Origin of the sequence: Paenarthrobacter aromaticivorans (assembly GCF_019038615.1) — a bacterium.
Lineage (GTDB): Bacteria > Actinomycetota > Actinomycetes > Actinomycetales > Micrococcaceae > Arthrobacter > Arthrobacter aromaticivorans.
The window spans coordinates 159,803-180,229 of record NZ_JAHOPC010000004.1 but is presented as its reverse complement, the minus strand read 5'-3'; the positions used below and the strand labels follow the sequence as shown (position 1 = coordinate 180,229).

Below are 20,427 nucleotides of genomic sequence, written 5' to 3'. Positions count from 1 at the left end.
GTCAGAGACTACTTCCCTGCAACGACCTCAAGGTCGATAACAGCGGAAACATCCTCGTGCAGGCGAACGTTGGCCTGGTACGAACCGACAGACTTGATGTGGTTCGGCAGTTCAACGTTGCGCTTGTCGATGGCGCCGAGGCCAGCGGCCTCAACAGCAGCAGCGACATCAGCAGGCTTGACGGTGCCGAAGAGACGACCGGACTCGCCGGCCTTCACCTCGAGCTTGACCTTCTTGGAGGACAGAGCCTGGGCCTGTGCCTGTGCAGCTTCAACAGAAGCGTGGGCACGAGCAGCGCGGGCAGCCTTGATGGTCTCAACCTGCTTCTCGCCACCCTTGGTCCAGGTCAGAGCGAAGCCGCGGGGCAGCAGGAAGTTACGTGCGTAACCGTCCTTGACCTCGACAACGTCGCCAGCAGCACCGAGACCGGTTACTTCGTGGGTCAGAATGAGCTTTGCCATGTTAGTTAATCCCTTCCCTTAGCCGCGGCCAGCGCCGGAGTAAGGCAGCAGAGCAACTTCGCGGGCGTTCTTGATTGCCTGGGCGATCTTGCGCTGTTCCTGAACGGTAACGCCGGTAACGCGACGAGCGCGGATCTTTCCGCGGTCGGAGATGAACTTGCGCAGCAGTGCTACGTCCTTGTAGTCGATGACAGTGATGTCAGCGGCCTTCAAGGGGTTGGACTTTGGTTTGGGCTTACGGAGTTCAGCCTTAGCCATCGTGGAGCTCCTTTTCTATGGAGCCCGTGGATATTGATCCACGGGATGGTGGTGTTCGACGGCGGTAGTCGCCCGGATGCCTTGCAGCAGTCCCGGCGGGTTCCGGCGTCGGACTTTTTCTTGGTGTTTAGAAGGGAGGTTCGGAATCCGGGCCGTTGCCCCAGCCGCCTGCATTGCTGACTCCGGGCGTAGCCCAAGGGTCATCCTGCTGCGCGGGCTGGTTGCCGCCCCAGTTTCCACCGGAGTTGCCGCCCTGGCTTGCACCAGCTGCTGCACCTCCGCCAAAGCCACCGGCGTTACCGCCACCGAAGCCACCCTGGCCACCGTTTCCGGCGCCGAACTGGCCACCGGAGCGCTGGGTACGGTTGACTTTGGCGTTTGCGTAACGCAGGCTCGGGCCGATTTCATCGACCTCAAGCTCGATAACGGTGCGCTTCTCGCCTTCCTTGGTTTCGTAAGAACGGCTCTTCAAACGGCCGGAAACAATGACGCGCATGCCCTTGGTAAGGGACTCGGCCACGTTCTCGGCTGCTTCGCGCCAGACGGAAGCGCGGAGGAACAGGGTTTCCCCGTCCTTCCACTCATTCGACTGACGATCAAAGGTCCGGGGAGTAGAAGCGATGGTGAAGTTCGCTACTGCTGAGCCAGACGGGGTGAACCGCAGCTCCGGGTCATTGGTGAGATTACCGATGACCGTAATAGTGGTTTCGCCTGCCATCTACTGCCTCCTTGTTCGTTCCTGCGGTGTAAAGATCTGGAAGGGGCTGATTACTCAGCAACGACCTTCTGGTCTTCGGGGCGGATGATCTTGGTGCGCATGATCGTCTCGTTAAGAGACAGCTGGCGGTCAAGTTCCTTGGCGGTAGCCGGCTCAGCGGTGAAGTTCACCACTGCGTAGATACCTTCGGACTTCTTCTTGATGTCGTATGCCAGACGGCGACGGCCCCAGATGTCAACCTTTTCGATGGTTCCACCATCGGTGGTGATGACATTAAGGAACTTCTGAAGCGACGGCTCTACGGTACGCTCTTCGACCTCGGGGTCGATGATTACCATCAATTCGTAAGGACGCATATGTGAACCCACCTCCTTTGGGCTAAGCGGTTACGGTATTTCCGTAACAGGAGGTTCATTTGCGATGCTGTGGCTCGCTCCCCCGCCGAAGATTCGGAAGGAGGGCGCAACACAGACTTCAATATCTTAGTGCATCTCCTGCACCCAAAGCTATTCGGTGGGATCCTGGACCGAAACCCGCCAGTCGCCGTATGTGGATAACCTTGACCCCAGAGGAAGCTGGCGTGCGATGGAAACGACAAAACCCCTGGAAGATCAGCGATCTTCCAGGGGTTTCCTGTGCGCGGAGGGGGACTTGAACCCCCACCCCCTTTCGAGGACTAGCACCTCAAGCTAGCGCGTCTGCCATTCCGCCACCCGCGCAGGGTGATTCGGAGAAACAGTGTTTCGTTTTTCTCCGTAACAGCGACAAAGACACTAACACGAGGATGCCCATTTAGTGGATTCCTGTGTCCCAATGCCCCGGATCAAAAGGAGAACCGGGCTAGGGTGGGGGCATGGATGCACTGAACAGAGTTCGGCGTAGCCGCCTGCGTTTCGTTGTCATGGTGGCAGCCGGCGCCCTAGCCTTCATGGTCACCGGAGCCGCAGGCAGCTGGGTTGATGCGCCGGCCGTGGGCTGGGCAACGGCAGCGCTGATCTATGTTGTCTGGGTGTGGCTAGTGATAGCGCGGATGGACCCCGCCGAGACCCGGCAACACGCGACATCCGAGGACCCGTCCCGTGGAGTCACCGACGTTCTGATCCTTATCGCAAACCTGGCCAGCATCGCCGCTGCTGCGGCGGTGATCGTCAACTCGCACACTGAAGGAACGGACACGCGCTTTTATTCCGCCGCGCTCTCCCTGGCGTGCGTGGCCCTGTCCTGGATGCTGGTCCAAACGCTCTTCACCCTGCGCTACGCCGAGCTCTATTACAGCCCTGAAGCCGAGGCCGGTGGTGGGGTTGGTGGCATCAGCTTCAACCAGGACCGCCCACCGCAATATACGGATTTCGCCTATCTGGCCACCAGCCTGGGCATGACGTATCAGGTCTCAGACACCAACCTGAGCAACCATAGGATCCGGCTTGAGGCCTTGAAACACAGTCTGCTGTCCTACTTGTTCGGCACCGTCATCCTGGCCGCCACAATCAACCTCGTCATTGGCTTGGCCCAGTAGCCCACACCGCCCGAAGCTCAGTTCCCGGCGCCGTGGCCAGTTCCCGGCGCCGTGGCCGGTTCCCGGCGGCGCGCCCAGGCGTAGGCTACTTGCCATGAAGCCCCGGCTGATCTTGGTTGCGGCGACTATTCTCGTGGCCGCGATCGGCGGACTGGTGTGGTTCGCCGTGGACAAGTCACGCGTGTGCCCTGCAATTGGGAACGCCGCTCCGATCGAGCTGAAGATAGCCTCGACGCCAAGCCGCGTCCAGGCATGTTTCGGAGACGGCTGCACACCGCGGCCCGTCCAGCAGCAGACGGATGGCCGCTGGCTCATCCCCCAGGAGCCCCCGTATCTATCTGCCGGGCAATCAGCCTCCCCGCCCAGCGTTGTGGCCAAGGTCCGTGTGGTGGTCAAGGAGGCAGGCAAACGCCAGCGGGACTCCGTCTTCGACATCCCTGCCATACCTGGTGTTCCGGACACCACCGGCGCACAGTGCCCCGGACCCATCCAGTACCTCCCCGTTGAGGTGCCTTAAACCACAAACGGGGCAGCCGCCGTCGAACGCTGACAGCGGCTGCCCCGGACGAAAAGGACGCTTACGACGCCGGACCGGAACCCAACGTCACACGCTCGGCATCCACGTCACCCGCCGGAGCGGACGGCGTCCCACGCTTGCGGTATCGGAATACGCCGATGGCGACGACAACAGCGGCCAGCGCCAGCGAGAGGAAGAGCGATTCTCGCGTGGATTCAAGGATCACCATGCCGATGATGAGCGCAACGATGCTTCCGATTGCGATCCACGTGAGGTACGGGAACATCCACATCTTGAGGTTCAGGTCCTTGGCGGCCGCGCCCATCCGGCGGCGGAGGATGAGCTGTGAGCTGGCGATAACCAGCCACACAAACAAGGCGATAGCGCCGGACGTGTTGACGAGGAACAGGAACACGGTATCCGGAGCGACGTAGTTCAGGCCAACAGTGATGAACCCCACCACGGTGGAGGCCAGCACTGCTGCCGCAGGAACGCCGCGCTTGGAAATCTTCATCCAGGATTTGGGAGCGTCGCCACGCTGCGAGAGCGAGAAAAGCATGCGGCTTGCCGTGTACAGGCCCGAGTTCAGGCAGGAGAGAACCGACGTGAGCACCACGATGTCCATGATGGTGCCGGCACCCGGGATTCCGTAAAGCTCAATCACGGCAACATACGGGCTCTTGGCAACTGAGGCGCTGTTCCACGGCAGGAGCGTGACCACAATGGCAATGGAGCCGATGTAGAAGATCAAGATGCGCCACACAGTGGACTTCACAGCCTTCTTTACGGCATCTACTGGGTTTTCGGACTCGCCCGCGGCGATCGTGGCAATCTCGGCACCAAAGAACGAGAAGACCACCACGAGGATGCCAGCCAAGACCGCCCCGGGACCGTTGGGCATAAAGCCGCCCTGGTCCAGAAGGTTGGCGACGCCCGGCGCGGAAACACCCGGGATCAAGCCAAGGATGGCGGCAATGCCTGCGAGTAGGAAGATGACGATGGCAGCCACCTTGATCGACGCGAACCAGAATTCAAACTCGCCGTAGGACTTCACGGAGCCCAGGTTGGTCAATGTCAGGAGGACCATGAGTACCAGCGCCCAAACCCATTGGTCGACGCCTGGAACCCAGCGATGCATGATGGCAGCACCTGCGGTGGCCTCGATGCCCAGCACGATGATCCAGAACCACGCGTAGAGCCAGCCAATGCTGAATCCGGCCCAGCGGCCCAACGCCTTGTCCGCGTAGGTGGAGAAGGAGCCTGTCTCCGGGTTGGCCGCAGCCATCTCGCCAAGCATCCGCATGACGAGGATGACCACCAGGCCAGCGGCCAGATAGGCGACAAGGATGCCCGGACCAGCCTGTTGGATGGCGGCGCCGGATCCCACAAAGAGCCCAGCACCAATCACGCCGGCGATGGCGATCATGGAGAGGTGTCGTGGCTTCAGGGACTTTGAAAGCTGTTGGTCAGCGTGCATGGGTCGGCGCCGTCCTTAGTCTGTTTGGAGAAGGGGCCCAGTTGATGTGCAGTGGGCCACATGGCTTTCCCAGAGTAGCCATCCGGACAGGGCATCTTCTTGTGCAGATGTACATTTTGACGTTCTTCAAAACGGAAGCACGCACAAAAAGTATGATAATAAGCATCCAAAGTTTCCCCTGCGAAACATTGGAAACGCTCTTGAAATGAGTCCTTGAGGCTTTTGGTTTCCTTGGAGGACCTCAGACGGCAGTTCGGTAGAACAGTTCAGCCAGAGAAGCCAAACGGAAGGCGTCCTCAACGCCGCACAACTCCCGTGCCGAATGCATGGACAGCAGAGGGATGCCCACATCAACTGTCCTGATGCCCAAGCGCGTCGCGGTCAGTGGACCGATGGTGGAACCGCATGGAAGGTCATTGTTGGAGACATATTCCTGGTACGGCACATTTGCTTCCGCGCACATCCGCGCCCACAGCGCAGCCCCCGCCGCATCGGTGGCGTAGCGCTGGTTGGCATTGATCTTCAACAGCGGCCCACCGTTGAGTACGGGACGGTTTACCGGATCATGCCTCTCGGCGTAGTTCGGGTGGACGGCGTGGCCGGCATCCGCAGAGACACAGAACGACGCCGCCAAGGACTGCCGCCGCTGGCTCACCGAAGCGCCAAGACCGTCAGAGATTCGAGTCAGGATGTCCTCGAGGATGGGCCCGCAGGCCCCGGAGCGCGAGTTGGAACCGATCTCTTCATGGTCAAAAGCAGCGAGGACAGCGATGGGGCCGTCTTCCGGGCCCGCTTTCGCATGTCCAATCAATGCCACCAAACCAGCGTGGGTCGAAGAAAGGTTGTCCAAGCGGCCGGAGGCGAAGAACTCACCCTTAGCGCCGAAAACCGCGGGCGCCTGCGTATCCGCCACCACGACGTCGTAACCCCCAATGTCCGCCGGATCAACGGCGGTGCCCTCGGTTCGCTCGGCAAGCAGGCCCAAAAGATCTTCATTGGCTGGATCGCCCTGCCCGAAAATCGGGTTCATGTGCTGCTGCTTGGAAAGCAGGAGGCCGTTGTCGTTAACCCCACGATCCAAGTGAATGGCCAGTTGTGGGAAGCGCAGGAGCGGGCCGGTTGCAGTCAGGTGCTGCGTGCCGTCGCGTAACACCAGGCGACCGGCCAGTTGCAGCTCACGGTCCAGCCAGGAGTTCAGGAGTGGCCCTCCGTACACCTCGACGCCGGCCTGCAGCCAACCGAACTTCCCGGTGGTGGGCTTCGGCTTGAGTTTGAAGGAGGGGGAGTCCGTGTGGGCGCCCAGAATATTGAAGCCCGTGGTTGGACCGGCATTCTCCGGAGTTACCCACGCGATCAGGGCGCCATCGCGGATGACGTAGAACTTACCCGCGCCACCTTCCCACGGCTGCAGTTCATCCAGTGAGGTGAAGCCAGCGCTATTGAGCCGGCGACCGGCCTCGTGCACTGCATGGAAGCTGGATGGCGAAGCCGAAACATATGCGCCGAGGTCCTGGATGTGGTCAGTTGCTGCGGAAGCATTCGAAGGCATGCCCCGAGTCTAGCCGCGCTCGTCGACCGCTTCGCGTCAGACCGTGACGTTCAGCGCGGCTGTGTAGCCTCCCTGGACGGAGCCCGACATAGTGGCCAGCTGATATATGCCCCCATCGTCACCAAAGACGTTGTCATCTGCCAGGGTGCTCTTTGCGAAGTTTCGGGCACTCGACTCATATCCCTCCGACGCGTAGACGTCCTTGCACGCTGCCTCGGTAAGGGCGATCTGGGAAACTGCCAGCACCTGCCCGGCCGCAGAAGTGTTGCTCATGGATTCAAATACCTCAAAGTGAATATGAGGCCACCGGCCACTGTAGGCGCCGGGATAGATGGAGGTGAAAGTTACCTGGCCGTTGCTGTCAGCTTCCTGGACGCCGCGCAGGTAGTTCTCGTTCTTCAGCCCCGAGTCGTACAGGGAATACTTTCCATTCTGGTCACAATGCCATACATAGACAGCTGCGCCCGCCAGGGGCGAGCAACCATTGGCGTTGTCCATGAGCGTCAGGGTGAAAGTCAGCGGGACACCCGTGGCCTTCGTGGTGGAGCTACTGAAGCTTGAACTGATGTCCTTTCGAACCACTCCCGATGCTTCGAGCACATTCGGCCCGTTGGAACCGTCGCCGGGATATGGGCCGACTGTTTCCTCGGGGATCTCGACCCCGCATTCGGCGAGGGCGCGCGTCACGGTACTCGTAGCGGAAGGTGTTACGGCCGCCGTCGTGCTTTCTGTTGCGGTAGCGGCAGCGCCGGAGGACGACGACGGCGACGCGCCGCCACCTCCGGAACCCGGCGTGCAGGCAGCCAGGGCTGCTGCCGTCCCGGCGCCGAACAGGAGGCCGAATGATCGCCGACGGCTCAGGAGAGTGGAGAGATCGAATTCGAGGCCGCGATCGTGGTCTGGATGGGGCTGTGGGGAGGTCATGCGTCCATCAAACCCACGGGGGCTGTGACTTGTACATGCCGAACCCATGGTGGCGCTGTGAAAGCCGCGACTAAGAGCTCTCGCACTGTGTGTGCAATATAAACATTTCTATATGCTTGTAATGCTCGTCACGTTGTGCCACCATTGCTCCCAGTAAGCACACCTCGGAAGGCATTGCCCCATGAACATTGAATTGAAAGCCGTGCGAAAGCTGCGCATCCACTGGCCCATTCCGCTGGACACCATGACCCAACTGGCCAGTGGCGATCTGGGCGCTCTGGAGTCCGACGCCGGCATCGCCTCGCTGCTGCAAACGCTCACCGCAACGCCGGAGCTGGGTGGCTTCGGTAATTACCACCACGTCTTTGAGTCCTCGGCAGGGTTCGAGGGCTTTACCGTCGCCGAAGGTGCCAATCCCACGCTGGGAAGCGTGGGGCAGAGGACCATCTCGCCGACCTTTGTCTTCACCACATACTTCGATGATTCGCTCTCTGAGCAGGCCGTTCATGAGCTCGTCCAGCGGATCGTCGATATCCACCCGTGGGAAGTTCCCGTCATTGAAGTCTCCGGGCCACTGAGTGTCTCCAGCAGTGCCCACGCTCCTGTCACTGAAAGCCGGGTGGCCTGATGAATTACCCGCTATGGCAGCAGCTCGCGCCCCTGCTCGAAGGCAGGACGTACACCGATCTGACGCATGCTTTCCATCCAGGTCAGCCGCGCTTCGCGGCCTTTCCGGATGAGTCCCGCGAAGCCCTCTTTGACATGGAAAAAGGGGACGGCTTTACTGCCCACCGGTACTCGATCGTGGGCCAGTGGGGAACCCACGTGGATCCGCCGTCGCACTTTGTGCGGGGAGGCCGAACGCTGGACCAGATACCCGTGGAACAAATGCTCTTGCCCTTGGTTGTCCTGGATATCAGTGACCGTGTCAGCAAGGATGAAGATGCCACCCCAACACTCGCCGATGTCCAGGCTTGGGAGGAGAGGAACGGGCACATTTTGGCGGGTTCATTCGTGGCGCTCCGCACTGGTTGGAGCAGGCGGTGGCCCGATGCCCAGGCCATGGCGAACAAGGACCAAGCCGGCATCAGCCACACTCCCGGCTGGTCGAGGGAGGTTCTGGAATTCCTGATCGAGAACCGTGCTGTGGCTGCCGTGGGCCACGAACAAACGGACACTGATCCCGGCGTCGCAACTTCCCAGCAGGACTTCAGCCTGGAAACTTATGTCCTGGCCCGGGACAAGTGGCAGATTGAACTTCTTGCCAACCTGGACAACGTGCCCGAGGCCGGGGGCGTCCTGGTTGCTTCCTGGGCCAAACCCCTGGAAGGCAGTGGATTTCCGGCCAGGGTTTTCGCAATCCACTAAGGCCCGCGCCTGTCCCCCGCCCTGGTCCGCCGCGCCTGCGGCCAATAGCTAGAATCAATCCATGTCAAAGACCTCAAGCATGGGCCGCGGCATGATGGCCATCCTTGCGGTCGGTGCCCGTCACGCGCAAGGATACGACGGCGGGACGGTCGCCGACGTCGCTGCCGACCTGGACAAGGACCGCAGCCAAGTGTCCCGGAGTCTCAAGGGCGCCTTGCAGGAGGGCTTCCTGGCCCGCAGGGATCAGAGGAAGTACAGCTTGGGCTGGACTATCCTGACGGACGCCCAACTGGTCGCTGAACAACGGCTGAAAACAGACGGGCTAACCGCCCTTGAGGGTCTCGCTTCTGAAACCAACGAGGCATGCTTTCTTGGCGTGCTCAGCGGCAACAGTACGGTCACCATCGGTGAACAAGTGCCTGCCAGCGCCAACCTCGTGGGATCGTGGCTTGGACGTCCCTATCCTGCATATTGCAGTGACGCGGGCCAAGCACTCCTGTGGGACGCTCCGGACGAAGAAGTCCGCAAGATCTTCGAGTCTGTTGAGTTCGTGAAGCATGGACCCAATACGCCTTCCTCTGTGGAGGACTTCCTGGCGCGCCTCAATGATGCTCGCGTACGCGGCTACTCAATCGTGGACGAAGAAGCTGAACCAGGACTTTACTCGTTGGCTGCCCCCATACGCGACTTCAAGGGGGAGGTTGCAGCGGCCCTTCAGATTGTGGGCCCAAAGTCACGCATTGAGCCCCACCGCGAAACTTACGCAGTCGCACTCCACTCTTGGCAGGAGTGGCTTGAGTCTATGGTTGGTGGACGGCTTCAGTAGCTGCCCTGGCCTTAGGCGCCGGATGCGGAACCGAGCCTCTGCGCTGCCGAATGCAGCAGCGGGGCAAGCTCCGGTGCGGCCCTCTCAAGATCGGAACGGGTGCCCAGGACACTGAGGGCAGAAATGATGCCGCCCGAAGGATCCCGAACAGGTACGGCCAGTTCCCATACACCGTGCTCGAACTCCTCAGCCGCCAAAACAAAACCCTGGGGCCTGTCGCGCTCCATGAGGGCGTGGACTTCCGCCTGGGAATGCGCTGCAGCAGGCCCGCCGACGCCAATGAAGTTGACGTCTTTGAGCAGGGCTTCCAGTTCGTTTCGGGAGTGGTCCCACAGCAATGCCCGCCCGGAACCCGTACACCACACAGGCGTGACCATTCCCGGCTTTGCGAACCCGCCCAGGACTGAGTTGTTAGTAGAGGAACGCAGCAATAGAACCCTGACACCGTCGCGCACTGACAGTCGGGACCTAAATCCCAGGGACGAGACCAACTCTTCCAGTTCTGCACGCGAATCATGGACCCAGCCAACGTTGAGGGAGGCTGCCAGGCTGAAGAACCGAGGTCCCGCACGGAAAGGTCCGCGCTCCAGGCGCTCGAGTAACCCCAAATCGCACAGTTCCTGGGCCAGGCGCGAAACCCGGCTCTGCTCCATGTCCAGCTCGGCCGCGAGTTGGGATACGCCAAGTAGCTGACGGCCCTGCTTTTCGCGGTCAGTAACCAACCGAACGAGACGAAGCCCCTGCGCCAACGACGACGCCTCCGGTGACACCTCCAAGAATCCCGCTCCTTCCGCCAAGCGCTCACGCCATTCTCACACGCCCGTGTCAGCCGCAAGAATCAGGCCCTCATGGGCAGGACGATGAAAAGGCTGCACGGCCGGACTCTCTCTGAAGTCCGGCCGTGGAGCCCTGTGCTGGATTGATCAGGCGATCTGCTTAGTGGCCCGCCGCCCGTGCATGAAGTGGAAGTAGATGTAGCAGGCGGCCACGAACGGAATACCGAAGTACAAGGCAGCAACCTGGTTGGGATCGAAGGCAATGCCTACCAGTGAGACCAAGCAAAGCGTGAATGCCAGGATCGGAACCAGCGGGAAGAGCGGGGCTTTGTAAGCAAGGTCGGCCACCTGGCCGCCATTTCGGATGAATGCCCGGCGATGGAAGAAATGTGAGGCCGTGATTGACATCCATACCCCTACCACCGCGAATCCTGCCACGGAAACAAGAGCGAGGTACACCGTTTCGGGGGCAACCACACTGCTGATCAGCGATGCCAGCCCGCCAAGCATGCTGACAGAAAGGGCAACGAGGGGAATGCCGCGCCGCGTCAGTCGCTTCAGGGCCTTTGGCGCGTGCCCTTCATCAGACAGCGAGTACAGCATGCGTGCACAGGAGAACAGTCCACTGTTTCCGGCGGACAACAGTGCCGTGATGATGACGAAGTTCATGATGTCGGCCGCGTAGGGGATGCCCACCGAGGAGAACACTGTAACGAACGGGCTCTCGTCCAAGCCCACCTGATCGAAAGGAACAGTTGCTGCGATGACGGCAATGGCACCGACGAAGAAGATCAGGAGGCGGACTACAGTGCTGCGCATGGCTTTGGGGATATTCCGCGCGGGATCGGTGGTTTCTCCGGCAGCGACGCCGATGAGTTCGGATCCGGAGAAGGCATAGAAGACTGCCAGGGCAGTAACAAGGACTCCTGAGAAACCGTTGGGAAAGAGGCCGCCTGAGGTGTTGAAGTTCTCAAAGAGGAACGGGTGATTAGCGGATTCCGAGAGCGGCTGGAACCCGACGAGTGCGGCCCCACCAAGCACGATCAACGCGATGATCGCACCCACTTTAACGATGGAGAACCAGAACTCGGACTCTCCGAAGAACCTGGAGGAAACAGCATTTAATCCGAAGAGGATCGCTGCGAACACCACGCACCAGACCCACACTTCGACGCCAGGGAACCACCGCTGCATGAGCAGGCCCGAGGCCGTGAATTCGGACCCGATCGCAACGGCCCAGCAAAGCCAATAAAGCCAGGCCGTTGTGAAGCCCGTGGCCGGACCGATGGATCGTGCAGCATAAATGTGGAAGGCGCCTGACACCGGATAGGCGATGGCGAGTTCACCCAAGCAGGCCATCACAAGGTAGACGACGAAGGCCCCCACCAAGTATGCAAGGACAGCGCCAAGGGGGCCTGCCTGGGAAATCGTGTATCCGGAACTGAGGAACAGGCCCGATCCGATGACACCTCCCATCGCGATCATGATGAGGTGGCGCGGACCCATCGTTCGGCGGAGGCCGGTTTCGGCAGGAGCGGTGGGGGAAGCGGGAGCATCAGGTAGATGGTCCAATTGCAGGGGTGCTGAAGGTTCCATGTGGTGTCTCCGGTTAATGACAGATGCGAACGGTACGCCTGAGGACATCCGGACTGAGGGTGCCAAGGAGGGCGTCTGTAGTGACGAAGGTAACACAGTTTCGCCGCGTGTGGTCATTAAAAACATTTGTTAATGCATATGTTGCACGTTACGTGCTGCCGGGTTAGTAGTCCGGGTTACTCGGCACAACAAGTCCGGTCTCGTACGCGTACACAACCACTTGCACGCGATCCCTCAGTTGCAGCTTGCTGAGGATGCGGCGGACATGGGTCTTAACAGTGGCCTCGGACAGGAAGAACTTATGGGCTATCTCCGCGTTGGACAGCCCCTCGGCGATGGTCGTGAGGATCTCAGTCTCACGTGGTGTGAGATCGTCCAATAACGGATCGCGATGCGGGCTGGGCGATTGTCCGGGCACGCTGCCGCCGCGTACGTACGTCTCCAACAGCCTCTGCGTTACGCGGGGGGCCACAACGGCGTCGCCACTGGCCACAAGCCGTACAGCGTGCACGAGTTCAACCGGGGCAACATCCTTAAGCAGAAATGCAGAAGCACCAGCCTGCAGTCCCGAGAAAGCGTATTCGTCCAGGTCAAATGTGGTGAGGATGATGACCCGGGCTTCGGAACCGGCGTCCGAAATGCGGCGCGTAGCTTCTACGCCATCCATGGTGGGCATTCGGACGTCCATGAGCACCACATCCGGCTGCAGCTCCCCAACCTGCCGGACAGCCTCGTTCCCGTCTGATGCCTCGCCCACCACATGGAAGTCCTCTTCACCTTCAAGGATGAGTCGAAAGCCCATCCGCAGCAGTGGCTGGTCATCCACCAGCAGGATCTTGATGACGCCGTGATCTACCACTATTCCCCCTTGTCGCCGTTCCAGTGCAGCTCGGCGTGGACCGCCCAGCCTCCCCTTTTGCCCGGACCGGCACTAACGATTCCAGCATAGATTCCCGCCCGTTCACGCATTCCCGCAATGCCTTGCCGTGTTCCCAGGCTGTCCATTGAGTCGCCACCCTCCCGGGTTCCCCGGCCGTCGTCGAGCACGTCAATGGTGACCAGGTCGCCGTCGCGGGCTACTTGCACGTCGACGCGGCTAAGAGAGCGCCCATAGCGGAGTACATTGGTCAACGATTCCTGCACAATCCGGTAAACGGTGAGCTCGAAAGCAGGATCGGCCGGAAGCGCGGGCCCTGTGTGCGCATAGTGCAGCGGCAGGCCCGCCGTACGGAATCCATCCAGCAGCTTGGCCAGGTTAAGCCCCGACTCGAGCGGCGTCAGTGGCGCAGGGCGGCCGGAATCGTCGCGCAGGACTCCAAGCACACGGCGCATATCCGCAAGCGCCGCCCTGCCCGTTCGGGACAGCTCACCCAGGACGTCGCCGGCGCGGTCGGGGTCCTTCTTGACCACGACTGCCGCACCGTCCGACAAACTGATCATTACCGTCAGGGAGTGAGCCACGACGTCGTGCATTTCCCGCGCAATCCTGTTGCGCTCAGTGACCTTGCCCAACTGCGTTGTCCGCGCTGCCCATGCGGCGATCTCGGCCTCATGCTCCCGCCGCTGGCGGACCGAGATACCAATGCCCGTAGCCAGGAGGTTGGACAACATGATGGTCACAGCAGTGGCGATGTTGTTGATGAGGTGGAAGTTCTCGGGGACGTCCTGCAGGGTGTTCATACTGCTGGGACTTGTCCACATGAAAAGGTACAGCAGGCTAAGCGGCAGGCTGGCAGCGCCAAACACCACCAGTGAAATTGCCCGCTTCCGGGTAGTCGCTACCGCGTAGAGGGCGAACCACAGACCCGCGGAAACGTTTGAGCCCCACGGGTTCAGCACCGTGGCCAAGACTTCCAGAACCGCGACGGCGGCAACCACCTGAAGCGGGTACCGCCGCCGGAATATCAGAACCGTCGCGATCAGCAGCAAGAGCCCGACCACGAGCCACTTGCCCTCGATGATCGAGGCGATGATGGTGGGCAAGGCCAAAAGGACGTAGCAAAGGACGACCACCGCATCCATCGCACGGGGACGCTCGAAAAAATATCGACGGATACGGCCCCTGCGGCGGTGGGCGATTTCAGCGAAGGACGCGTCAGCTGTTACAGCCGGCGCGTCCTTCGTTTGTGGAGGTTCAGTCATGGATTGAGCCTAGGGGGCCTAGACATCCCGCTTCTTCAACAGGACCATTGCCAAGGCAACGGGTACCACAACCCAAGCGCCGAGAACCAGGGCGGCCTGCCAGACTTCCAGGGTGTCCGGAACATGCTCGACGGCGGTCATCGGGTTGATGGTGTTGCCCGGAAGGTACTTGCGGGCTTCCACGAAGAAATCGCCGGGAATGAGCTGGAACGCAATCGGGGCCACAAAGAACAGACCCACGAGGCTCATGATGCCTCCTGCCGAGTTGCGGACTATAGTCCCCAGTGCCATGCCAATCGCTGCTACGGCTGCCACGTAGATGCTGTTGACAAGCAAAAGCTTGACCGACTGCGAGCTACTGAGATCCAGCTTGAGATCGTAGTTGTCCACGATCGGGAGTGATACGAGGCCAGCTATGAAAGTGGACACCGCCGTCAACAGGAAGGCACTGACCATCACGACTATCAGCTTGGCCAGGAACGGCGAGAGCCTCTTCGGGACCGCGGCGAAAGTGGAGCGCGCCATTCCCGTGGTGAATTCGGAGCTCATGAGCAGGACGCCCAACGAACCGAGGATCAGCTGGGCGAATGCGATGCCGGAGGTGGGGATGGTAACTGCGATGTCGCCGCCCTGTGCGGCAATGGCTGCGGCGGCTTCGGGATCCCTCGCAGCTTGTTCGGCGAACTGCCCTGTACCCCAAGCCGAAAGTGCTGCGAAGCCAACCATGACCAACGCTGTGGAAGCCAGGAGAATCAGCGTGGACAACAACGTGCGGAACTTGATGAACTCGGAGTTCAGCACGCGATGGAAGGCCGGTCCTGGACCGACTGAGTTACGCATGGACTTGCGGTCCAAAGTGGTGGTGCTCATGTCTATTTCCCTCCGGCCTGAACGGGAACAGAGGCCCCGGTGGTGATGTGCGAGTGGTATTCCACCTCGTCCTTGGTCAACTCCATGTACGCCTCTTCGAGACTTGCCTGGAGCGGGGTCAGCTCGTAGACCATGACCTGGTTGTCCAGGGCAGTCCGGGCGATTCCGCGCGGATCCAAGCCTGAAACTTCCAGCAGTTCACGTTCCTGGACCTTCACGGAGACACCCGTGCCGGCGAGTAGTTGCATGAGCCGCTCGGGCTGGTCCGTGCGGACGCGGGTGCGGGCCTGGCCCTTACCGGTGATGATCTCTGCGATGGGTGCATCCGCAATGATCTTGCCGCGGCCGATCACGATCAGATGGTCTGCCGTCAATGCCATCTCGCTCATAAGGTGGCTGGACAGGAACACGGTGCGGCCCTCGGAAGCGAGGTACTTGACGAGGTTGCGGACCCAGACCACGCCCTCCGGATCCAGGCCGTTGACGGGCTCGTCCAGGATGATGGTCTGCGGATCGCCCAGCAACGCTGCGGCAATACCGAGGCGCTGGCCCATTCCAAGGGAGAAACCCTTCACCTTTTTCTTGGCGACTTCTCCCAGCCCGGTCATCTCAATGACCTCCCGCACCCGGCTCTTGGGGATGCTGTGTGTTGCGGCCATGGCCAGCAGGTGGTTGTAGGCCGTGCGACTCGTATGGACGGCCTTGGCGTCCAACAGCGCGCCGATTTCACGCAGTGGCGCAACATGCTTGGCGAACGGCTCCCCGTTCACGGTCACCGAACCCGCAGTGGGAGCGTCAAGGCCCATGATCATGCGCATCGTAGTGGACTTGCCGGCGCCGTTCGGGCCCAGGAAGCCCGTCACCCGTCCGGCCTGGACGGTGAAACTGACACCGCCGACGGCGGTTTTCTCGCCGTAGACCTTCGTCAGGCCTTTTGCTTCGATCATGGAAGCGTTCCCTCCTCGGAGCACGTGTACGTGCAGATGAGTTGTTGACTGTACTGACAACGCTAGTCACAGAGGGTGCAGAAATCGCCTGTCCCAGGGATGATTCAGGGTCCAGTCAGGGTAGTCCTCCCGGATGACGCTATGAACCCGGGTCGTCCGGCAAGGCACAGTACACGCGTAGCTCGCGCCTCTTGACGGTGAACACGGCACTGCGCACACCGGGCTTAGGCTCACCATCCACGGCAAGGACCAACGGTTCTCCGATCGCTTCAATGGTGACGGTTGTCGCCTCGGTCAGATGCGTGACTTTGGAAGCAGCAACGGTGCCCGTAATGACGGCCCAAAGCAGTCGGGCACGGGCAAATGGTTCATCCGCGGTGATCATGCGGAGATCGAAGACACCGTCGTCCAACACAGGGCGTCGAAGTGGGGCATGGTCGCTGGGGTAGTACCGCCCGCGTCCCAGGTACAGAATCCACAGCTTGTGCTTCACGCCGTTGACGGTGAGCGTCGTGGGCGAGTTCACGCCGAAAGTCCGCAGCGATGCCACCAGACTGGCCAGGGGTTTGCCCATGGCAGGCTGCAGCCGCTCCCGGCGGCGTACTAGGTTCGGATAAACACCCACGCTGGCCGTATTCAGCATGGCGATCTCACTGGTCTCAGGGCTCTCAGGCAAACCACGATGGACGGCAACATGCCCGAAGTCCACATAAGCGGCGTGCCCGTTTGTCACTGCGTCGAGTGCGTCGTCAATCGAACTGGTCCCAAGGTCACGGGCAAAGTGGTTGAGGGTGCCACCCGGTAATACCAGCAGAGGCAGGGAATGCGCGACGGCGATAGCTGCCGCGGTGCCAACCGTGCCGTCACCGCCCCAAACGCCAAGCGCTACGGTGCCTGACCGGGATGCTGCTGCTTCAATCTCAGCGGCCACATCCTCGCCCTCCGCGATTTCATGAATATGCGCTTTGGGGAATACATCCTTCAGTAGTTCGCCGGTTTCGGGGGAGTAGGAACCACCCAGGACGTTGACCGCAATACTGAGCCCTTCGCCGTCGGGAATCGCTGGAGCGTCAGCTGCGGTCCTGCGCGGCTTGGGCTCGGGAGGCTTGGCTGGCCACCACGTGCGCGTCAGCAGGGCAGCACCCGCACCAAGTGCAGAACCAAACACCACATCCGACGGCCAGTGGGCCCCTGTGTGCACGCGGGAATAGGCAACGCCTGCGGCGATAGGCGCGAGTACGGCACCCAGGACGGGAGAGACCATCCCCGCACCCACGGCAAAAGCTACGGCGGAAGCTGAGTGACCCGACGGCATTGAGGAACTAACTGGCTGCGGATGCACGAACCTGAAGACCGGCAAATGCTCGGGCAGGGGTCGTGTCCTGGGGAGTGCCGTCTTGAAGATGACGTTGGTGACCCCAGAGGCCACGCCCAGGGCAAGGAGTCCATGCAATGCTGCTCTGCGCGGCTTTCCTGGAACCGAGGCCATGATTCCCGCGATGCCGAACCAGAGCTTCCCTTTGGTGGCGGCTGCTGAAAGCCGTCGGAAGAGATCATCATGCTCTCCGTGAGGCTGGCGCGAAACTGCCCTGACAAGGAAATGATCGAACCTTGCCACGTGCTTGGGGCCTTTGCCCAGGAAACCTCGCATTCCACCACAGTAGCGCGAGTCCTTCGGCTGGACGGCGGTATTCCGGGTCTTACACAGACCGCCGGTGACTACGATGAGTGCATGATTCGCGTCCTGCGTCCGCGCCAACGGCCCAGCTGGCAGATTGTCGCGCCTGCCTTGCTATTGCTCTGCGCGTTCGCGGTACCGGGAGGGCTGATTATGGCCGGCCAAGGGGAGCCCGCCTTCAACAGAATTGATACAACATGGCAGGCCTATTCCTTCACCCTGCACGCCCCGTTCTGGGACGCAGTAAACGTGGTGCTCAACTGGGCTGGGTATACAGGCGCCTTGGTGTCGCACCTGGTGCTGGCAGCCGCGCTACTCATTTGGCAGCGTCCCCGCGCGGCCGCCTTCTCTGCACTCGCCGGTCTGTCCGCACTGGGCCTCACTCAACTGGCCAAAGCGCTGGTTGGGCGTGATCGGCCCCAAGGCGCCAAGGTCCTCTCGGATACAGGCTCATACCCTTCGGGGCATGTTTCTGCGACTACCGCTTTCCTCGTCGTCATGGCGTTGCTGATCGGTCAGCAGTGGGCGAAAGTGGTGGCCGTTCTTGGCATACTCGCGATGATGGTCAGCAGAACCTACCTGTCCGCTCACTGGTTAAGTGATGTCCTCGGCGGTGCTTGCCTTGCCGCCGGCGTGGTCCTGCTGTTGTGGTGGCCGTTCTGCGACATATGCATCCAGGAGAATGAAATCGCTGGTCGGACGACTATTTGGCGCGCAAGGGCTTTGCAACGCCAGCAAGAAGCAGGGCAACAAGAATAGGCAATCCGATGGCCAGCAGTGCCATGTGAATCCCGGTTTGGTCCCCAAGGTAGCCCAGAAGCGGCGGGCCAGCCAGGAACGCGACGTAGCCAATCGTGGAGACCACGGAAACCCGGGCCGCTGCGTGCTTGGGATCGTCGGCCGCTGCGGACATGCCCATCGGGAAGGCCAACGCCGCACCAACGCCCCAAAGTGCAGCACCAAGGCCAGCCAGCACCACGTTGCCGGCAAAGACGAACAACGCAAGGCCTAGCGCGGCCGCTGCCATGCTGGCGCGGAGAACAGCGACGCGGCCGAACCTGTCGATGACCTTGCCGCCGAGGAACCGCATCCCGGTCATTGCAGCAACGAAGAGCGCAAACAGCAGGGCCCCCGTCGCTTCGGAGGTACCGAGTCCATCAACGGCTGCCTTGGCAATCCAGTCGTTGCCGGCCCCCTCGGTGAGGGTCGCACCCAAAACCACCACACCGATGAGCAGGGTCCGGCCGTCCCGCCAAGCCGTGGGTCCCTTGGGAGCCGGCGCGCCGTCGTCGAGCGTTTCAACCCCTGACGCTTCGTGTGGCAGGAAGTACCGCGGCACGGTCAGCGCTAGGAGGACAGCAAGTCCGGCGATCACGAGCAGGTGCTCAGGGAGGCCAACACCGAGTTGAGAGAGCCCTGCGCCGATCAAAGCGCCTACAAACGCCCCGCCGCTGAACGCTGCGTGAAACTGCGGCATGATGGTCCGCTTGAGCCGATGTTCGACGTCGGCCCCTTCGATGTTTTGGGCCACGTCCCACAGGCCAATGCCGATGCCGAAGAAGAAGAGCGCGATGGCTGTGCCCGGGACCGATGCAGCCATGAGGGAGAAAGCGATCGCAGCACCTGCGGCACCCGCCACGATGCCGGCGAGGCGAACCGTGCCAGCTGTACCGATTCGGCCCACCACCCAACCTGCGGACGGCAAAGCCATCAAGGAGCCGACGGCGGTGCAAAGCAGCAGGGTGCCCATTTGGCCGGAGGTCAGGCTAAGAGCCTCGGTGACAGCGGGGATGCGTGCCGCCCAGCTGGCAAACACCAAGCCGTTCATGGCGAAGATCAGGAACGTCGCCACCGCCGCCGCGTTGACGTTGGTGTCGCTTCTTGTGCTGGTGGTCATGCAATCACAACTTCCACAGAGAGTTTGTCGAGCCGGGCAAGATCTTCGGAAGAAGGCTTCAGGTCCGTCACGATGACGTCCACAGTCTCCATAGCGGCAACCAGGGCTACCGCGCTGGCATTCCACTTACTGCCGGAGGAAGCAACGATGACCCGCGACGCCGATTCCAGGCCGGCGCGCTTCACCGCGGCGTCGTCAAGGTCATGGGCCAGCAGTCCGTCCTTGAGGTTGAGGGCGCAGGGTGTGACCACAGCGGTGTCGAACCGCAACGAGCGAATGTTCGCCTCGGTCATGGGTCCGCGGAAAGACCGTTCGCCGGGAATGAGGCTTCCTCCGGGGAGTATGAGCTGCGGCCGGCGGCCCTCCTTGGCGTGGGTCAGCGCCTCAACGCCGTGCAAAGACATCGGCATCACTGTGAGGTCACGCTGACTCAGCCGCCGCGCGATCTCCGTGGCGGTGGATCCGCTGTCCAACCACACGTGCTCGCGGTCCTTCAGGAGCGTGTCAACGGCTGCTGCGATTTTGAGCTTCGCTTCGTGGTCTTCCAGCTCGCGCTGCCCGTAGCCGGGATTGTCGCCACGCGCCAGCAGGCTGCGGGCCCCGCCGTGGACCCGCTTCAGTACTCCATTGGCAGCGAGGATCTCTAGGTCGCGGCGGACAGTGGCGCCCGAGGCTCCGGTGGCGGCCACAAGCTCGTCCACCGACACTTCTTCGCGTTTGCGCAGCAGCTCGCCAATGAGCCGATGGCGGTCAGGAGTTCCCATAGTTCAACGGTATCAGGCTGACGCTCACTTAATCATGCAGTGTGATCATTTGATCACCCGATGCTCTCTCACATCCCACCCCTTAAACCCGCGATGCTCTCTCATCAACTGAGAGAGCATCGCGCGAAAAGGGCAACGATGTG

Annotated in this window: 22 protein-coding genes and 1 tRNA gene; 6 read left to right on the top strand and 17 right to left on the bottom strand. The window is 61.3% G+C overall.

The genetic code is table 11. From position 1 onward, the window contains the following. Positions 1 to 8 precede the first annotated feature (8 nt). From rplI to KSW38_RS09295, 5 genes are all read right to left on the bottom strand, one after another. Complete coding sequence (rplI, locus tag KSW38_RS09315; RefSeq protein WP_216924483.1) at positions 9 to 461, bottom strand: 50S ribosomal protein L9; 453 nt, start codon at positions 459 to 461, stop codon at positions 9 to 11. A gap of 18 nt (positions 462 to 479) precedes the next feature. Beyond that, the gene (rpsR, locus tag KSW38_RS09310; protein ID WP_003800144.1) at positions 480 to 719 is read right to left on the bottom strand and encodes a 30S ribosomal protein S18; all 240 of its coding nucleotides are present in this window, start codon (positions 717 to 719) and stop codon (positions 480 to 482) included. Between the two features lie 127 nt (positions 720 to 846). After that, the gene (locus KSW38_RS09305; protein WP_216924481.1) at positions 847 to 1,437 is read right to left on the bottom strand and encodes a single-stranded DNA-binding protein; all 591 of its coding nucleotides are present in this window, start codon (positions 1,435 to 1,437) and stop codon (positions 847 to 849) included. A gap of 50 nt (positions 1,438 to 1,487) precedes the next feature. Next, positions 1,488 to 1,793, bottom strand: a complete 306-nt coding sequence (gene rpsF, locus KSW38_RS09300) for a 30S ribosomal protein S6 (protein ID WP_021473324.1) — start codon at positions 1,791 to 1,793, stop codon at positions 1,488 to 1,490. 280 nt (positions 1,794 to 2,073) lie between these two features. Continuing rightward, positions 2,074 to 2,156 (bottom strand) — tRNA-Leu (locus tag KSW38_RS09295). Positions 2,157 to 2,290: 134 nt separating this feature from the next. Between KSW38_RS09295 and KSW38_RS09290 the strand changes: the two genes are divergently transcribed. Together KSW38_RS09290 and KSW38_RS09285 are read left to right on the top strand one after the other, a co-directional pair. After that, positions 2,291 to 2,953, top strand: coding sequence for a DUF1345 domain-containing protein (locus KSW38_RS09290; protein ID WP_223947409.1), 663 nt, complete (start codon positions 2,291 to 2,293; stop codon positions 2,951 to 2,953). Positions 2,954 to 3,047: 94 nt separating this feature from the next. Then, positions 3,048 to 3,470 (top strand): hypothetical protein, encoded by a 423-nt coding sequence (locus KSW38_RS09285; RefSeq protein WP_216924479.1) that lies wholly within the window; start codon positions 3,048 to 3,050, stop codon positions 3,468 to 3,470. 61 nt (positions 3,471 to 3,531) lie between these two features. On the opposite strand, the gene KSW38_RS09280 is transcribed toward KSW38_RS09285, so the two are convergent. The 3 genes from KSW38_RS09280 to KSW38_RS09270 all read right to left on the bottom strand — a co-directional run bounded on the left by KSW38_RS09280 (position 3,532) and on the right by KSW38_RS09270 (position 7,420). Continuing rightward, positions 3,532 to 4,947, bottom strand: coding sequence for an amino acid permease (locus KSW38_RS09280; RefSeq protein WP_216924477.1), 1,416 nt, complete (start codon positions 4,945 to 4,947; stop codon positions 3,532 to 3,534). A 241-nt stretch (positions 4,948 to 5,188) separates the two neighbouring features. Beyond that, positions 5,189 to 6,496 carry a M18 family aminopeptidase gene (locus KSW38_RS09275; protein WP_216924475.1) on the bottom strand — a complete coding sequence of 436 codons (1,308 nt, stop codon included), beginning with the start codon at positions 6,494 to 6,496 and terminating at the stop codon, positions 5,189 to 5,191. Positions 6,497 to 6,532: 36 nt separating this feature from the next. Continuing rightward, positions 6,533 to 7,420 carry an intradiol ring-cleavage dioxygenase gene (locus KSW38_RS09270; RefSeq protein WP_216924467.1) on the bottom strand — a complete coding sequence of 296 codons (888 nt, stop codon included), beginning with the start codon at positions 7,418 to 7,420 and terminating at the stop codon, positions 6,533 to 6,535. A gap of 181 nt (positions 7,421 to 7,601) precedes the next feature. Here KSW38_RS09270 and KSW38_RS09265 point away from each other — a divergent pair, with 181 nt between their 5' ends. The 3 genes from KSW38_RS09265 to KSW38_RS09255 all read left to right on the top strand — a co-directional run bounded on the left by KSW38_RS09265 (position 7,602) and on the right by KSW38_RS09255 (position 9,614). Further along, positions 7,602 to 8,048, top strand: coding sequence for a hypothetical protein (locus tag KSW38_RS09265; RefSeq protein WP_216924465.1), 447 nt, complete (start codon positions 7,602 to 7,604; stop codon positions 8,046 to 8,048). Then, complete coding sequence (locus tag KSW38_RS09260) at positions 8,048 to 8,788, top strand: cyclase family protein (RefSeq protein ID WP_216924463.1); 741 nt, start codon at positions 8,048 to 8,050, stop codon at positions 8,786 to 8,788. Before KSW38_RS09265 ends, KSW38_RS09260 begins: the two co-directional genes overlap by 1 nt. A 61-nt stretch (positions 8,789 to 8,849) precedes the next feature. Then, a complete protein-coding gene (locus KSW38_RS09255; RefSeq protein WP_216924462.1) occupies positions 8,850 to 9,614 on the top strand; it encodes an IclR family transcriptional regulator in 765 nt (254 codons plus the stop codon). Positions 9,615 to 9,625: 11 nt separating this feature from the next. Here KSW38_RS09255 and KSW38_RS09250 read toward each other — a convergent pair whose 3' ends face one another. The 7 genes from KSW38_RS09250 to KSW38_RS09220 form a co-directional block, all read right to left on the bottom strand. Then, positions 9,626 to 10,390 carry an IclR family transcriptional regulator gene (locus tag KSW38_RS09250; protein ID WP_216924460.1) on the bottom strand — a complete coding sequence of 255 codons (765 nt, stop codon included), beginning with the start codon at positions 10,388 to 10,390 and terminating at the stop codon, positions 9,626 to 9,628. A 147-nt stretch (positions 10,391 to 10,537) separates the two neighbouring features. Beyond that, on the bottom strand, positions 10,538 to 11,986 hold the full coding sequence (locus KSW38_RS09245; RefSeq protein WP_216924458.1) for an amino acid permease: 1,449 nt from the start codon (positions 11,984 to 11,986) through the stop codon (positions 10,538 to 10,540). Between the two features lie 163 nt (positions 11,987 to 12,149). Continuing rightward, positions 12,150 to 12,788: a response regulator gene (locus tag KSW38_RS09240; RefSeq protein ID WP_254186306.1), complete on the bottom strand. Its 639-nt coding sequence runs from the start codon at positions 12,786 to 12,788 to the stop codon at positions 12,150 to 12,152. A 56-nt stretch (positions 12,789 to 12,844) separates the two neighbouring features. Further along, positions 12,845 to 14,128, bottom strand: coding sequence for a sensor histidine kinase (locus KSW38_RS09235; protein ID WP_216924454.1), 1,284 nt, complete (start codon positions 14,126 to 14,128; stop codon positions 12,845 to 12,847). A gap of 18 nt (positions 14,129 to 14,146) precedes the next feature. After that, a complete protein-coding gene (locus tag KSW38_RS09230; protein ID WP_216924452.1) occupies positions 14,147 to 14,998 on the bottom strand; it encodes an ABC transporter permease in 852 nt (283 codons plus the stop codon). Positions 14,999 to 15,000: 2 nt separating this feature from the next. Further along, entirely contained in the window at positions 15,001 to 15,945 is a 945-nt protein-coding gene (locus KSW38_RS09225) for an ABC transporter ATP-binding protein (RefSeq protein ID WP_216924451.1), read from the bottom strand. A 139-nt stretch (positions 15,946 to 16,084) separates the two neighbouring features. Then, positions 16,085 to 17,596, bottom strand: a complete 1,512-nt coding sequence (locus KSW38_RS09220) for a bifunctional phosphatase PAP2/diacylglycerol kinase family protein (RefSeq protein ID WP_216924449.1) — start codon at positions 17,594 to 17,596, stop codon at positions 16,085 to 16,087. On the opposite strand from KSW38_RS09220, the gene KSW38_RS09215 reads away from it, so the two are divergent. Beyond that, on the top strand, positions 17,546 to 18,382 hold the full coding sequence (locus KSW38_RS09215; RefSeq protein WP_254186272.1) for a phosphatase PAP2 family protein: 837 nt from the start codon (positions 17,546 to 17,548) through the stop codon (positions 18,380 to 18,382). The genes KSW38_RS09220 and KSW38_RS09215 overlap by 51 nt on opposite strands. On the opposite strand, the gene KSW38_RS09210 is transcribed toward KSW38_RS09215, so the two are convergent. Continuing rightward, entirely contained in the window at positions 18,327 to 19,520 is a 1,194-nt protein-coding gene (locus KSW38_RS09210; protein ID WP_216924445.1) for an MFS transporter, read from the bottom strand. The genes KSW38_RS09215 and KSW38_RS09210 overlap by 56 nt on opposite strands. Further along, positions 19,517 to 20,284, bottom strand: coding sequence for a DeoR/GlpR family DNA-binding transcription regulator (locus KSW38_RS09205; RefSeq protein WP_216924443.1), 768 nt, complete (start codon positions 20,282 to 20,284; stop codon positions 19,517 to 19,519). The genes KSW38_RS09210 and KSW38_RS09205 overlap by 4 nt, the downstream gene beginning before the upstream one ends. Between the last annotated feature and the right edge of the window lie 143 nt (positions 20,285 to 20,427).

Bases quoted from the DNA above. Each gene is read 5' to 3' on its own strand.
- rplI (WP_216924483.1), bottom strand. From the start codon at position 461: ATGGCAAAGCTCATTCTGACCCACGAAGTAACCGGTCTCGGTGCTGCT.
- rpsR (WP_003800144.1), bottom strand. From the start codon at position 719: ATGGCTAAGGCTGAACTCCGTAAGCCCAAACCAAAGTCCAACCCCTTG.
- KSW38_RS09305 (WP_216924481.1), bottom strand. From the start codon at position 1,437: ATGGCAGGCGAAACCACTATTACGGTCATCGGTAATCTCACCAATGAC.
- rpsF (WP_021473324.1), bottom strand. From the start codon at position 1,793: ATGCGTCCTTACGAATTGATGGTAATCATCGACCCCGAGGTCGAAGAG.
- KSW38_RS09290 (WP_223947409.1), top strand. From the start codon at position 2,291: ATGGATGCACTGAACAGAGTTCGGCGTAGCCGCCTGCGTTTCGTTGTC.
- KSW38_RS09285 (WP_216924479.1), top strand. From the start codon at position 3,048: ATGAAGCCCCGGCTGATCTTGGTTGCGGCGACTATTCTCGTGGCCGCG.
- KSW38_RS09280 (WP_216924477.1), bottom strand. From the start codon at position 4,947: ATGCACGCTGACCAACAGCTTTCAAAGTCCCTGAAGCCACGACACCTC.
- KSW38_RS09275 (WP_216924475.1), bottom strand. From the start codon at position 6,496: ATGCCTTCGAATGCTTCCGCAGCAACTGACCACATCCAGGACCTCGGC.
- KSW38_RS09270 (WP_216924467.1), bottom strand. From the start codon at position 7,420: ATGACCTCCCCACAGCCCCATCCAGACCACGATCGCGGCCTCGAATTC.
- KSW38_RS09265 (WP_216924465.1), top strand. From the start codon at position 7,602: ATGAACATTGAATTGAAAGCCGTGCGAAAGCTGCGCATCCACTGGCCC.
- KSW38_RS09260 (WP_216924463.1), top strand. From the start codon at position 8,048: ATGAATTACCCGCTATGGCAGCAGCTCGCGCCCCTGCTCGAAGGCAGG.
- KSW38_RS09255 (WP_216924462.1), top strand. From the start codon at position 8,850: ATGTCAAAGACCTCAAGCATGGGCCGCGGCATGATGGCCATCCTTGCG.
- KSW38_RS09245 (WP_216924458.1), bottom strand. From the start codon at position 11,986: ATGGAACCTTCAGCACCCCTGCAATTGGACCATCTACCTGATGCTCCC.
- KSW38_RS09240 (WP_254186306.1), bottom strand. From the start codon at position 12,788: ATGGGCTTTCGACTCATCCTTGAAGGTGAAGAGGACTTCCATGTGGTG.
- KSW38_RS09235 (WP_216924454.1), bottom strand. From the start codon at position 14,128: ATGACTGAACCTCCACAAACGAAGGACGCGCCGGCTGTAACAGCTGAC.
- KSW38_RS09230 (WP_216924452.1), bottom strand. From the start codon at position 14,998: ATGAGCACCACCACTTTGGACCGCAAGTCCATGCGTAACTCAGTCGGT.
- KSW38_RS09225 (WP_216924451.1), bottom strand. From the start codon at position 15,945: ATGATCGAAGCAAAAGGCCTGACGAAGGTCTACGGCGAGAAAACCGCC.
- KSW38_RS09215 (WP_254186272.1), top strand. From the start codon at position 17,546: ATGATCGAACCTTGCCACGTGCTTGGGGCCTTTGCCCAGGAAACCTCG.
- KSW38_RS09220 (WP_216924449.1), bottom strand. From the start codon at position 17,596: ATGCGAGGTTTCCTGGGCAAAGGCCCCAAGCACGTGGCAAGGTTCGAT.
- KSW38_RS09210 (WP_216924445.1), bottom strand. From the start codon at position 19,520: ATGACCACCAGCACAAGAAGCGACACCAACGTCAACGCGGCGGCGGTG.
- KSW38_RS09205 (WP_216924443.1), bottom strand. From the start codon at position 20,284: ATGGGAACTCCTGACCGCCATCGGCTCATTGGCGAGCTGCTGCGCAAA.